The 13234-nt window shown below is 55.8% G+C and carries 10 protein-coding genes and 1 rRNA gene; 1 reads left to right on the plus strand and 10 read right to left on the minus strand.

Annotated features, from left to right (window positions below; translation table 11 throughout):
* The 5 genes from C7386_RS11640 to C7386_RS13525 all read right to left on the minus strand — a co-directional run.
* Positions 1–203, minus strand: a 16S ribosomal RNA gene (locus tag C7386_RS11640); the annotation flags it as partial.
* Positions 204–656: 453 nt separating this feature from the next.
* A complete protein-coding gene (locus C7386_RS11645) occupies positions 657–1553 on the minus strand; it encodes a DMT family transporter (RefSeq protein ID WP_110435895.1) in 897 nt (298 codons plus the stop codon).
* Positions 1554–1583: 30 nt separating this feature from the next.
* A complete protein-coding gene (locus C7386_RS11650) occupies positions 1584–3452 on the minus strand; it encodes an ABC transporter substrate-binding protein (RefSeq protein ID WP_110435894.1) in 1869 nt (622 codons plus the stop codon).
* A gap of 17 nt (positions 3453–3469) precedes the next feature.
* Positions 3470–4270, minus strand: coding sequence for a peptidoglycan editing factor PgeF (pgeF, locus tag C7386_RS11655; protein WP_110435893.1), 801 nt, complete (start codon positions 4268–4270; stop codon positions 3470–3472).
* 89 nt (positions 4271–4359) lie between these two features.
* Positions 4360–4632: a hypothetical protein gene (locus C7386_RS13525; protein WP_165815548.1), complete on the minus strand. Its 273-nt coding sequence runs from the start codon at positions 4630–4632 to the stop codon at positions 4360–4362.
* A 145-nt stretch (positions 4633–4777) separates the two neighbouring features.
* Between C7386_RS13525 and rny the strand changes: the two genes are divergently transcribed.
* Positions 4778–6322 carry a ribonuclease Y gene (gene rny, locus C7386_RS11660; protein ID WP_110435892.1) on the plus strand — a complete coding sequence of 515 codons (1545 nt, stop codon included), beginning with the start codon at positions 4778–4780 and terminating at the stop codon, positions 6320–6322.
* Positions 6323–6378: 56 nt separating this feature from the next.
* Here the strand turns inward: rny and C7386_RS11665 are convergent, their stop codons facing one another.
* From C7386_RS11665 to C7386_RS11685, 5 genes are all read right to left on the minus strand, one after another.
* Positions 6379–8148 carry a sensor histidine kinase gene (locus C7386_RS11665; RefSeq protein WP_110435891.1) on the minus strand — a complete coding sequence of 590 codons (1770 nt, stop codon included), beginning with the start codon at positions 8146–8148 and terminating at the stop codon, positions 6379–6381.
* Positions 8145–8822: a response regulator transcription factor gene (locus C7386_RS11670; protein WP_110435890.1), complete on the minus strand. Its 678-nt coding sequence runs from the start codon at positions 8820–8822 to the stop codon at positions 8145–8147. The genes C7386_RS11665 and C7386_RS11670 overlap by 4 nt, the downstream gene beginning before the upstream one ends.
* 146 nt (positions 8823–8968) lie before the next feature.
* Positions 8969–9760 carry an HAD-IIA family hydrolase gene (locus C7386_RS11675; protein ID WP_116705587.1) on the minus strand — a complete coding sequence of 264 codons (792 nt, stop codon included), beginning with the start codon at positions 9758–9760 and terminating at the stop codon, positions 8969–8971.
* Between the two features lie 609 nt (positions 9761–10369).
* Positions 10370–11695: an aspartate--tRNA(Asn) ligase gene (gene aspS, locus C7386_RS11680; RefSeq protein WP_110435888.1), complete on the minus strand. Its 1326-nt coding sequence runs from the start codon at positions 11693–11695 to the stop codon at positions 10370–10372.
* A 108-nt stretch (positions 11696–11803) separates the two neighbouring features.
* The gene (locus C7386_RS11685; protein ID WP_165815549.1) at positions 11804–13231 is read right to left on the minus strand and encodes a lipopolysaccharide biosynthesis protein; all 1428 of its coding nucleotides are present in this window, start codon (positions 13229–13231) and stop codon (positions 11804–11806) included.
* Positions 13232–13234: the final 3 nt, after the last annotated feature.

Genomic DNA, 13234 nt, shown 5'->3' on the forward strand with positions numbered 1-13234 from the left:
ATTTAATGCTTTATGCGGTATTAGCAGCCGTTTCCGACTGTTATCCCCCTCTTAAAGGCAGATTGCTCACGCGTTACTCACCCGTCCGCCACTAAACTAAAGATTCCACTCCCGAAGGAGTTTCCAAAATAGTTTCGTTCGACTTGCATGTGTTAGGCACGCCGCCAGCGTTCATCCTGAGCCAGGATCAAACTCTCTAAAAATTGTATTAAAAGAACCGAAGTTCATTTAATCGACTTTAGAGTCTGACGTGTCACTTTGTTTTAACTGGAGTTGTGACTTCCAGCGATTTACCAAGAGTAAAAAACTCTCGAAATTTCAGGTTCGCACTACAACCTTCGTTCTTTTGAACAAAAGTTTAAGCACATCGTTGTTTAATTTACAAGGTACAATCTGCTGTTTTCAAAGAGTTTTCACAACTTTTCGTTGTTCTTAACTGCTCATCAACAGCTTATTTAGTATATCAAAACCAGAAGCATTTGTCAAGAACTTTTTTCAAATTCTTTTTTGAAGAATCAAGCCGTTCTAAATCAAACTTTTCGGTTTTGCGCTTGTCTCTGAGAGACAGCTTTAATAGAATACCAAATCCAAGAGCATTTGTCAAATACTTTTTTCGTTTTTTGCAAAAAATTTTGCTGCAAACGAAAAACGACGGCTCACGCCGTCGTTTTCTCTTTCTCCCGATGTTCGGACAAAATCAGACCGCCGAGCGCCAAAACCGTGCCCAGCCACATGATCGGCGTCATGGTTTCGTGCAGAATCAACGCTGAGCTTACTATTGTAATAACCGGCGTTGCATAAATGTACACGCTGGTTTTCACCGGACCGAGCAGGAAAACCGCGCGATTCCACGTCACAAAGCATGTTGCAGACGCACAAAGGCCCAGAAACAGCAGATTTGCCAGATGAACCGGCTGCGTCCACACGCTCAAACCGGACGGAAACCCTTCAATCACCGCAGGAACGAGCAAAAACAACAAACCGTATCCAAAAATGCGGCAGGTAAGCGGAATGGTACGGTAGCCCATGTGACCAAGTTGGCGCACGAGCACCGAGTACACACCCCAGACCAAAGCCGCGCCTACGCCGAGCAGTGCGCCAATCGGGCTGAAATGCAGCTCACTGACGCCCGCGAGCGACACGAGCGCGACACCCGCCATCGCACAAACAAAGCCGAAAAAGAACCATTTGCTGAGTTTTTCGTGCAGCACGACCGCTGCGATCAGCGCGGTAAACAGCGGCGCTGCCGCTACGATAACACCGACCAGCGACGCGGAAATGTATGTCAGCGCAATATTTTCCATCAAAAAGTACAGCGTAACGCCCGAAAGACCGGCCAGTGCAAACAATCCCTCATGCCACCGTTTCTGCGGGCGCATGAGGCCCTTTCCCACGATGAGCAGCGCCAGAAAGCCGAGCGTGAACCGCGCTACCATAATCTCCAGCGGCGTGAACGCGCGCAGCAGCACCTTGGTGGAGACAAATGTCGTGCCCCAGACAAGCACGCTGAACGCGCCGAACAAATGCCCCTGTATTCTGCTATTTTCCTGCATGATATTCTCCTTTTCAGCGAAAACAGGCGGTTACGGCTTGACCCAGTTCTCCTGTCCTGCGAATGCGTTATACGGTGCCGGATTGAAATGATTGATCAGACCGCTTCTGAGCACAACCTGCTGCCGCTCAAATGCCAGCGGAATGAGCGGCATTTCGTTCAGAAATGTCGTGTACAGACCCTCCGTATTCTCGCCGCTGCGGTACGCCGTGATGGCATTGCTCATGTCCTCACTCGAGTACGATCCATAGTTCAGTCCGCCCTGCGGAGACAGCAGCGGGCGCAGATCGAAGTCCGGCGTCAGCTGGGTTTCGCCGTAGTACGCGTCGAACGATCCGCTCTGCAGCATGGAAACATAGGTATCATACGGCTCCTCATCCACCGTGACATTGACGCCGTTCAGCGAATTCCACGAAGCCGCGACCTGTTTTGCCGCCGCTACCTTAAACGCGTTGTCCGAGTTGACGAGCAGGCGGAACGAAAGCTGCACGGTCGCCGCATCCGTCACTATCGTATCGGTTACTGCGGTATCGGTCGAGCCGGAACCGTCCGTAGAATCGGTCGAATCGCCAGAGTCCGTATTCTCATTGTCCAAAAGCACAACTTTCCCGTCTGAAACCGTCGAATCGGTCCGGTTTTTCGGCGTGCGCACGGTCAGAAAATCCACCTTGTAATCGGTATCGCTTGCCCGGCCGCTCGTATAATAGATAAAGTCGCCGTCCTCGTCGTAGTAGCCGTCCTCCTCGGAAGAGTCCGAAGAAGTGTCCGAATCATCATCGGAATTGTCCGTAGAATCCGAATCTCCGTCCGAAGAATCGGTATTGCCGTCGCTGCCGCCTGCCGAAGCCGCACCCTCCTGTGCCGCCTCGCGCAGCAGCTGTGCCGCAGTCATCAAATCCGCCGACAGGCTGTACGACACGCCGGTGTCCGCCGGCTGCGGATTGATCGGCAGCACCGCCGGATCGGCATAATCCTGCAGCTGGGTTGCACACAGACCCTGACGGCTGATCGCCATAGAAAGCGCCTGCCGCACTTTTGCATTCGTGAACTGGCTGTTATTGTAATTCAGACCGATATAATGCAGCATAGCACTGCTCACCGGAACGGTATCGACCTCGCCGGTGAATGCGATATTCTGGTCGTCCGGCGCAATACGGGCGCTGCGCATGATGGATACATCGCCGGTGCGGAAGCTGGTGTCCGCCGCATCCGCGCGCGTCATTTTGACCAGCGTAATGTGCCGAATGGTGCCGAGAAAGCCGCCGTGCCAGTTCTCGTTGGCCTCCAGCGTCCATGCGGCGCCGTTCTGAACCGGCTTGTACGGTCCGGTACCCTCGGCGAACTCTCCTTCGTCAGTCGTACCCGCCCGATAGATCGGAATATCCAGCAGTTTCGGGAAGTTAACATTCGGCGACGCAAGCGTAATGCGGACCATGCGCTTTGTCACCGCTTCGATCGAGGCAACCTCGGTCAGTCGGTTGTGGTACGGCGAACTTTCGTTTTCCAGCACAGTCTTGAGACTTTCGGCAACATCACTTGCCGTCAGCTCCGCACCCGACCAGAACTTGATGCCCTTTTTTATCGTAAAGCTGAACGCGGTTCCATCGCTCGTATAATCCTCGCACAGCTCGTTTTCGAGTGTAAAATCACTTTTTATCTCAAAAAGACCCTCGTAAAGCGCCTCACGCAGCATGCTGTTGACCTCGGTGCCGTCCATGACCGGATTGAGCGTTGTGCCCGAGCGATACCACGCCAGACCGAAATACGCGTCCGACACATCCACGTTGTCTACCGGTGCGCCGTCGCCGTCGTTTCCCTGTCCAAATGGGAACGTGCAGCCGCTGAGCACGACCAAAGCCGCCATTGTCAGTGCCAGCGCACGTTTTTTCCAACTTTTCATTGTATTGATCCTTTCGCTTACAGACAGATCATGCCGCCCTGCACGCCGCGCACGCCGTGCGTTACGCGGTGCGACCAGAACTCATCCGAATGACACATGGTGCAGATGCCGCTGTCGATCACATTTTCCGCCGAAAGTCCGGCATCCTGCAACAGCTTTACGCCAATGCCCTGCAGGTCCACATGGAATTTCGGACCTTTCTCCATGATGAACGGATGCACCTGTGCACCGAGCAGCTCTTCCATCGCTTCCGGCACATCCGCATCAGTCTCGAAGCACTCCTGCCGGATGGACGGACCGAGCACGGCGATCAGGCTTTCACGTTTTGTGCCGAGCTGCTCTTCCATCACATCAACGGTTTTCGGCAGAATGCCTGCCGCCATGCCGCGCCAGCCGGAATGACACACGCCTGCGGTATGCGTCGCCGGATCATATAATAAGGTGACAACGCAGTCCGCGTAAAAGCCGATGATGGGCGTGTCCGCGAGTGCGGTCACGATCGCGTCCGACTGCCATTCCATCGGGCGGTGCAGACCCATGCCGACCTTGTCCTCGGTCACGACCGACACCTGCGTGTCGTGGATCTGCTTGGTGAGCGTCATGCGCGTCTCATCCACGCCGAGCGCCTCGCCCAGCAGGCGATAGTTTTCGCGCACATTCTCCAACTCGTCACCGCGGTTGAAGCCTAAATTCAGACTTTCGCACGCGCCTGTGCTCACACCGCCGAATTTGGTGGTGAAGGCATGCCGCACCGGAATCCGTCGGCAGGTATAATATACGAAAGAACCGCGCTGTACGCGGCACATAGACTCGTTCATAGTCGTTCCTCCTCGTCTCTTCCATGAGGGAATACAGAATTATTATAGCAAATCGCCCTGCTGTTCACAAGAGCGCACACCGGCCGTTTTCAAAAAACACCAAAAACCGCGTATGTCAGCTTGTCTTTTTCTTGACAGTTTGACGAATAGGCTTTACAATTAAACATAGTATAATACCTGCTGTAACAGAGCCGGTGCCAATGGTGAGCACGGCTTTTTTCAAAGGCATTATCATGAACCGCCAATTCCGATGCGGATTGACGGAACCGCATTTTTCTTTTGACAGCGCAAAACCCTGATTTTTTCGAGCGAATCTTCGCTTTTTCGGCGTATTCTGCCTTTATTCTTCGTGCAGTGCTCATGCGTGCTGCGCGTGTTTCACCGTGGAATCAGCTTGTTTTCTGCCGAACTGCCGCTCTATTGAGAAACAGCACCGCAGATCTGCGGTATTGTCTTGGTTTTGTGCCGTCTCCCAAAATTCGTAAATAGGAGGACACACCAACAGACATGAGCAACATCATCATACCGATCATCACCGGTATCGTGTGTCTCGCAGTAGGCGTAATCATCGGATTCCTGTATCGCAAGAGCGTTGCGGAAAAAGAGATCGGCTCTGCCGAGACCGAGGCCACCCGCATCATCAACGAAGCGATCAAGGCCGGCGAGACCAAAAAACGCGAATCCATACTCGAGGCAAAGGACGAAATCCACAAGCAGCGCGTCGAAGCCGACCGCGAGCTGAAGGAACGCCGCAATGAGACCCAGCAGCTTGAGCGCCGCCTGATTCAGCGCGAGGAAGCACTGGACAAGAAGAGCGACATGCTCGACCGCAAAAATGATGACCTTAACCGCCAGCTGGATGCAAGCCAGAAGGAAAAGGAAGAACTCGAGCGCATCAAGCTCGAGCAGGTAGAAAAGCTGGAGCAGATTGCCAGCATGACCCGCGACGAAGCACGCGAGATGCTCGTCCAGTCCATTGAAAACGAAGCGACCCACGATGCAGCCGTCAAGCTGCGCGAGATCAATCAGCGCCTGAAGGACGAGAGCGAGCAGACCGCCCGCGAGATTATCTCGACCGCAATTCAGCGCTGTGCCGCCGATCAGGTATCCGAGGCGACCGTTTCGGTCGTTCCGCTGCCGAACGACGAGATGAAGGGCCGCATTATCGGCCGAGAGGGCCGCAACATCCGCACGCTGGAAACCCTTACCGGCGTAGACCTCATCATCGACGATACGCCAGAGGCTATCACCCTGTCCTCGTTCGATCCGGTTCGCCGTGAGATCGCACGTCTGGCCCTCGAAAAGCTGATCGTTGACGGTCGTATTCATCCGGCCCGCATTGAGGAAATGGTTGACAAGGCTCGCCGTGAGGTTGAGCAGATCATCAAGAGCGAAGGCGAGCGTGCTACCTTCGAGACCGGCATCCACGGCATTCATCCGGAGCTGGTCAAGATTCTCGGCCGCCTGCGCTACCGCACCAGTTATGGTCAGAACGTCCTGCAGCACTCCATCGAGGTGGCACACATTGCCGGCATGATGGCCAGCGAACTCGGCCTCGATCCGGTTCCGGCACGCCGTGCAGGTCTGCTGCATGATATCGGCAAGGCCATCGACCACGAGGTTGAAGGCAGCCACGTTCAGATTGGCGTAGACCTTGCCAAGAAGTACAAGGAATCCCAGCCGATCATCCATGCCATCGAGGCACACCACGGCGATGTAGAGGCTAAGACCATCGTAGCATGTCTGGTTCAGGCAGCCGATGCCATCTCCGCTGCACGTCCGGGCGCTCGCCGCGAGAACCTGGAGAACTATATCAAGCGTCTGGAGAAGCTCGAGAGCATCGCCAACGAGACGCCCGGTGTTTCCGGTTCGTTTGCCATTCAGGCAGGCCGCGAGATTCGCATTATTGTCAATCCGGAGAAGGTTTCGGACGACAAGATGGTGCTTCTCGCCCGCGAAATCGCCAAGAAGATCGAGAACGAGCTGGATTATCCCGGCCAGATCAAGGTCAACATGGTACGCGAAACGCGTGCGATCGACTACGCAAAGTAAAAGCATACCCCGCAAGAGAATCTCTTGCGGGGTATTTTTATGCCTTTTTTCAGCTTTTAATCTTTATTGCAGACGATGAACCGCACGCCGCCCTTTATATTTTCCGCCTTGCATGTCAGGCCGTGCAGAGCGAGGATTTTCTGCAGAATGGCCAGTCCCAGTCCGTGCCCGCCTGCGCGGCCGCGCGCCTTATCGCCGCGATAGAACATCTCGAACAGGCGCGGCAGCTCGTCCTCCGGAATGGGCTCACAGTCATTCTCGACGGTCAGCAGATGATTGCGGCTGTTCGTCAGCCGAACGGACACGCGCCCGTTTTCCGGCGAATACTTGGCGGCGTTCTCCAGCAGGCAGCCGACGGCACGCCGCAGCAGCGTTTCGTCGCCGCGGATACGCACGCTGTCCGCAATATCGGCGGTCAGGCGGCGTTTTTCGAACAGCGGCGCATACTCGGTCAGTACATCGCGCACCAGCGCGGTCAGATTGAGCGTTTTGCGGTTTTTCAGCTCATCCGTGCGGTCCAGACGGGTGTAATCCAGCATTTCGCGCACCAGACCGTTCATCCGGTCGGTTTCCTGCTCGATAGCGGCAAGGTAGCGCGCGTTTTCCTCGGGCGAAATGTCCTGCGCGATGGCCTCGGCGTACCCGCCGATGAGCGCGAGCGGCGTTTTCAGGTCGTGGCTGGCCGCCGACACGAACTGCTGGCGTTTGTCCTCGAGGTCGCGCTCGCTGTCCCAGCGGGTGTGCAGAGTAGCCGCCATTTCGCTCAGCGCACGGTTGAGTTCGCCGATTTCGTCTCCGCGGTTCAGGTCAGGTTTGAATTCGTCGAATGCGAGAATGGATACCCGATTGGCTTCTCTTGCCGTATCAACCAGTGGGTCGGACACCATTCGACGCACAATTTTATAAAAGAGGAACACAAATATCAGGTACAGCGCAATCGTGATAGGCGGCATAAGGTAAAAACAAGTACCGTATGCGCTTTCTCGATTGACCAGCGCCGCTGTAACAAAGATTACCTTGCCATCATACGGCATCGTTTTCAATGTGCCGACATACCGTTTCGAGGCCCGTATCTCTGCCCACTCTTCGTCCGGTATGTTTTCGCCGTCTATCGCCCGCAGTTCGGTATCCAGATAGCGCAGTGCGTCAAAGTAGCCCTCCATCACTTCGTCCGTGCGAAATGGCCATTTCCCCGGTATGTATGCACCTATGTACTCGCCTCCGTCGGAGCAGAACTGATTTGTTTCCTCAACCGGTGTTTGAGCCGTCCATTCCTCATAAACAATCTGAATTCGATTCGGGAAAAAGATAACTTGTGTATCTGTCTTGACCTGTCGGCCATAGACTGTAACTATCGGTTCCGAAAGCTCGTGAGTGTATGCCTCGTTCATTTCGCGCAGAGACTGTTCGGAAAAATCGCTCAAATCAATACCATAGTCCATTCCCGAAGACGGATGATAGTACAGCATCAGCGGCGATTTAATCAGAACCCGCTTATGATTTTCATCATAATACCGTATGATATAGGGCGTATCTACATTGTAATAGGGTGTATCTACACCATCCCTCCACAGATTGCCGCGCAGCAAATCATATTCCTCTGTGCCCGCCGCCGGATAGCGCGCCGCATCGCCTTTCAGAACTTCAAGGTCACGCATCAGCCAGCCCGTGTTTGCTTCCATGCTGGCATTAGCTTCCTCTCGAGCTTTATCCTGCGCAAGCTTTGCCACTTGCCACACCCACGGCACCAGAAACACCGCCAGAATCACCGCCACAACCGCGGTCAGCCTGGCCGCGATGCCGATTTTACGAAACCGCTTTTTCATGTTGATCCCCCCAATCGGTAGCCCTTGCCGTACACCGCACGGATATGCTGCGACGCTGTACCGAGCGCTTTACGCAGGCTGGCAATGTGCCGGTCGATCATGCGCTCGTCCCCGTCGAAATCTGTGCCCCATACCCGCTCGATAAGCAAATCGCGCGACACCGTGCGTCCCTGCTCACGCAGCAGCAGTTCGAGTATCTTCGCCTCCTTGGGACGCAGATTCACCGGATTTCCGTCCACCGTTACCGTGCCCGAGGCCGTATCCATCAGGATATTCGCGTAGCCGAGCTCACTCGCGCCCAGCCGCAGCCCGCGGGCCCGCCGCATGAGCGCCTGTGCCTTTGCCACCAGCACCGGAAACGAAAACGGCTTGGTGATATAATCGTCCGCGCCCGCGCGGAACCCTGCCAGCGTGTCGCCCTCCTGCCCAAGTGCCGTGACGAAAATGACCGGTACGTCGCTCTCCTGCCGCACCGCTTCGCAGACCTCCAGCCCGTTCAGATGCGGCATCATAACGTCCAGCACCAGCAGGTCGAACGGCTGCGCCTGTGCCAGCACGAGCGCCTGTTCGCCGTCATACGCCGGTGTCACCGCCACGCCTGCCGCCCGAAAGAAATCCTGCATCAGCGCGGATAACGCCTTGTCGTCCTCCGCCAAAAGAATGTGTCCTGCCATGGGAATGCCCCCTCTCTATCTGTCATTGGTCTATCCTTTTCCTGTATTTAGTATAGCATAGAATTGTCCATTCTTTATCCAATGAAAAAAGCCTTTCCGAAAAAATTTCGGAAAGGCTTTTGTATCGTTCGATTGAGACGGCTTCTTTACGCCTGCGGCGGGATACAGCCCACGCCGTCCAGAATAAAGTGCGGACGGTATGCGTAGTTCTCCACATCCTGACGGGAAGTGCAGCCGGAGAGCACCAGAACGGTGTCCAGACCGGTTTCGATGCCGGCAACGATGTCGGTGTCCATGCGGTCGCCGATCATGGCCGCCTCGTGCGAATGCACGCCCAGCAGGCGCAGACCGGTACGCATCATCAGCGGATTCGGCTTGCCGACATAGTATGCGGTCTTGCCGGTGGCCAGCTCGATCGGCGCAACCAGTGCGCGGCACGCCGGAATGATGCCCTGCTCGGACGGGCCGGTCAGATCGGAGTTGGTCGCGATCAGGCGCGCGCCCTTGTTGATCAGATCGACCGCCTTGAGGATGGTCTGATAGTTGTAGGTGTTGGTTTCACCCGCGATAACGTAATCCGGGTCAACATCGTTCATCACGATGCCCGCCTCGTACAGCGCACCAACCAGACCGGGCGCACCGATTACATACGCAGATGCGTGCGGCTTCTGGCTGGCGATGAACTTCGCGGTAGCCAGCGCGGAAGTGTAGAAATGCTCCTCGCCGATCTCCAGACCCATGCGGGCCAGCTTCTGCTGCAGCTCAAGCGGCGAACGCTCGGAGGAGTTGGTCAGGAAAAGGAAGCTCTTGTTTTCACGCTGCAGCCAGTCTACAAATTCAGGTACACCGGGCAGCAGACGGTTGCCGTGATAGATAACACCGTCCATATCGCAAATGAAGCCTTTCTTCTCGCGAAGCAGCTCTAATTCTTCGTTCATTATGCTGATCTCCTTTCGGTAACGACCCATGCTCAAACAGCATGGCCGGAAATCTTTTTGTCCATTCTTATTATGCGGAAAATTTCAGCCAACGTCAAGAGCCAACCGAGGAAAAAATGTTAAATCCTCGTAAAGAGCTGAAAAGAGAGCGGAGAGTGAGGAGTGAAGAGTGAAGATTTTCTTCTCCGGACGCATACCAAGGGACACAGGCGGCTCTGCCGCCGTGTCCCGCCCCGCGAACGCAGTTCGCGGCATAAAATACGCGATTTGCTTGCATAATCGCACCCACAAGGCAGGCGGTGCGCACCGCCGAGCCTTCCGCGGGCGCCCATGTTCACGCCAACCCCAAAATCCCGCAGGGATTTCTGCACCCAGAAAACCCGTCACGCCGCGGAGCGCGTAAAATGGAGCGCCTCCGGCGCGACAAAAAAGTCAGGACATGCGCCTGACTTTTTTAACAAACACGAAAACACCCCGAAAACCGGAAAGTTTTCGGGGTGTTTTCGTGCAATAGGTGTTCCCGCCCTGCCCACAAAGCGGGCGCGCGCGGCGACACCGTCCCTCGTACCAAAGGCCGCAGAGCGGCCTTTGGTACGACGCGAGAGCCTTTTACGGCTCGAGTCGGTTCATATCACGCGGGAACATGGATGCCTCGCGGATGTTGTTCAGCCCCAGCAGCTGCATGGTCAGGCGCTCCAGACCGATGCCCAGACCGCCGTGCGGCGGCATACCGTACTTGTGCAGCATGGTGAAGGACTCAAACAGCTCGGCGTTCATCTTGCGGGCCGCCAGCTTGTCCATCTGCTCCTGATAATCGTGGATACGCTGACCGCCGGTGGTAATCTCCAGGCCGCGGAACAGCAGGTCGAACGACAGCGCCAGCTTCGGGTCCTCCGGGTCGTCCTTTGCATAGAACGGACGCTTTGCGGACGGGAAGTGGGTTACGAATACGAAATCAGAGTCGTGCTCCTCCTTTGCCCACTGGCACAGCAGCACTTCTTCGTCCGGGTTGAGGTCGTAACGGTTCTTGGACTTATGACCGAACTTCTCCTCCATGATCTGCTTGGCCTCGTGGAAGCGGATGGTCGGGATCTCCTTGATCTCCGGAACCTCGGCGTTCAGCATAGCGAGTTCCTCAGCGCAGTGCTCCTTAACGTAAGCCATAACGGACTTCAGCATGCCGGTCTCCATTGCCATTACATCGTACATGGAATCGATATAGGCCATCTCGAAGTCCAGACCCATATACTCGTTCAGATGACGGGAGGTATTGTGACGCTCTGCACGGTAAACCGAGCCGATCTCGTATACACGGCCGAATGCACCGGCGAGGTACTGCTTGTGGAACTGCGGGGACTGTGCCAGATAAGCCGGAGTGCCAAAGTAATCCAGCTTGAACAGGTTTGCGCCGCCCTCAGCGCCTGCAACTACGATCTTCGGGGTGTGGATGTGGGTGAAGCCCTGCGACTGCATGTACTGTGCAAAGCCGTCAGCGATCGCACCCTGTACGCGGAAGATCGCCTGCTTGCGCGGATGACGCAGCGTGATCGGACGCAGCGGCAGATCAACATCGAGGGACAGACCCATATACTTCTTGCCGAGCGGTACCGGCAGCTGGTCGTACGGCTTGCCGAGGATGGACAGTGCGCTCAGAACGACCTCAACGCCGTGCTCTGCACGCGGCTCCTCACGAACGGTACCGGTAACCTCGAGTACCATTGCGTCCTTGACATCCGAACGCTTGATGCCGCCGATCTCGTCACCCTGGAAGGTGCACTGGATCAAACCGCGCTCAACGCGCATTACAACAAAAGAAAAGTCAGACATATCGCGTACACGGTGAACCGTGCCGCGGAACGTGACCTCGCTGCCGACTGCTTCGCAGACGCGCTTTACGGTGTCAACGTACTGACCCGCTTCATGAATCATTTCCATAATATTACGCCTCTCTGTTTACAATTTTCAGATAGAGTTATTGTAGCATGGATTTACTGCCGTGACAAGGTTTTACCAGTGAAATCCACGCTGTTTTGACAATTTTTCTTATCGTTTCAGCCTGCGGAGCACCGCCTGTACTTCCTCGCGGCCCTCACCGCTGACGATAATGCACACCGCATAAACACCTGCACCGACCACGACAGCCGCGCCAAGGCGAATGAGATTGCCGACCGGCAGCAGCGTGCACGCAAAGGCCGCCGCGCCGCACAGCAGCGCCGAAACGATGATGCGCACCAGACTGATCGGTGCCACACGGAACAGGAATCGGCTGCGCACGCGCACACAGGTAATGATAAAGTAGGACGCAAATGCGACCACCGAACCGAGCGCACCGCCCGTAAATCCGAGGGTTTTGAGCAGAATGACACTCGAAACCACCTTGATAACTGCTGCGATCGCGCTGTTCTGCAGAACGTGTACGGTGGACTGCTCCAGCTCATACGCCTTGTTGGCGTACTCGGTCAGGCCCATGAACAGCATGGCAAGCGCAGTATACGCAATGACCGGCGCACCGGCGGCATACTTCGCGGGGAACAGAAACCGGCTGAGCGGCAGCGCCACCGCAGTCAGACCCGCAACAGCAGGCACAGCAATCAGCAGATACAGCCGCACGCCCTGATCGAGCAGCGGCTTTGCCGCGGCTTTGCCGCCCTCGCGCCAGCCGCGCAGCACGGCAGGATACACGCCGCGCATAATACCGACCGAGATCATCGTGAACAGACCGCTCGCGATCGAGTTGTTATTCGAGTAGTATGCGTACAGAATGTTGCCGTAAAAACCGACAACGAGGTATTTGTCGATCTGGTTGAGCAGCGCCACCGAGATGGAAACGCCCATCAACGGTACGCCGTATTTGAGGAACCTGTTCAGCAGCGGCTTGGAGAAATACTTCAGCCGCACAACAACCGGCAGGCTGAGTGCAAACACCGCACCGATGGCAGCTACACCATCCGCAATGGTATTGGCAAAGATAGCCGGGAACGGCGACGGATAATTCGACTTGCCGCCGACAAGCGCGAATGCAACCGCGAGCTTGAGCACCGCCGAGGTCAGCGACCACAGGATGGATGCTTTGACGCGGCCGAGCTGAATCAGCGCCGCATTAAGCACCTGAAACGCCGTGTAGGTGCAGAACATCAGCGCACCGCCCAGATAAACCGGGCTTTGCGTCACAGCTGCCGTAATGCAGCAGCCGATGGCAACGAGCACGCACAATCCCACATAGATGGTAGAAACCGTGGAGAACAGGCCGCGTCCTTCATCGGCGCGGTACTCCTCACCGACATAGCGGGTGGCGGAATTCGCCATCCAGCCCGCAAGGATGAGGTACAGCAGCTGTATCGTGGTGTTGGTCAGGTTGAATGCACTGACCGCACCCTCCACAAAGATGTGGGAATACAGCGAGGAACACCCGATGACGAGCAGTCCTTCGACCACCTTGGCCGGCAGGAACAGCATCGCATCGCGTGTCATGGT

The organism is Agathobaculum butyriciproducens, from assembly GCA_003096535.1.
Classification (GTDB): domain Bacteria; phylum Bacillota; class Clostridia; order Oscillospirales; family Butyricicoccaceae; genus Agathobaculum; species Agathobaculum butyriciproducens.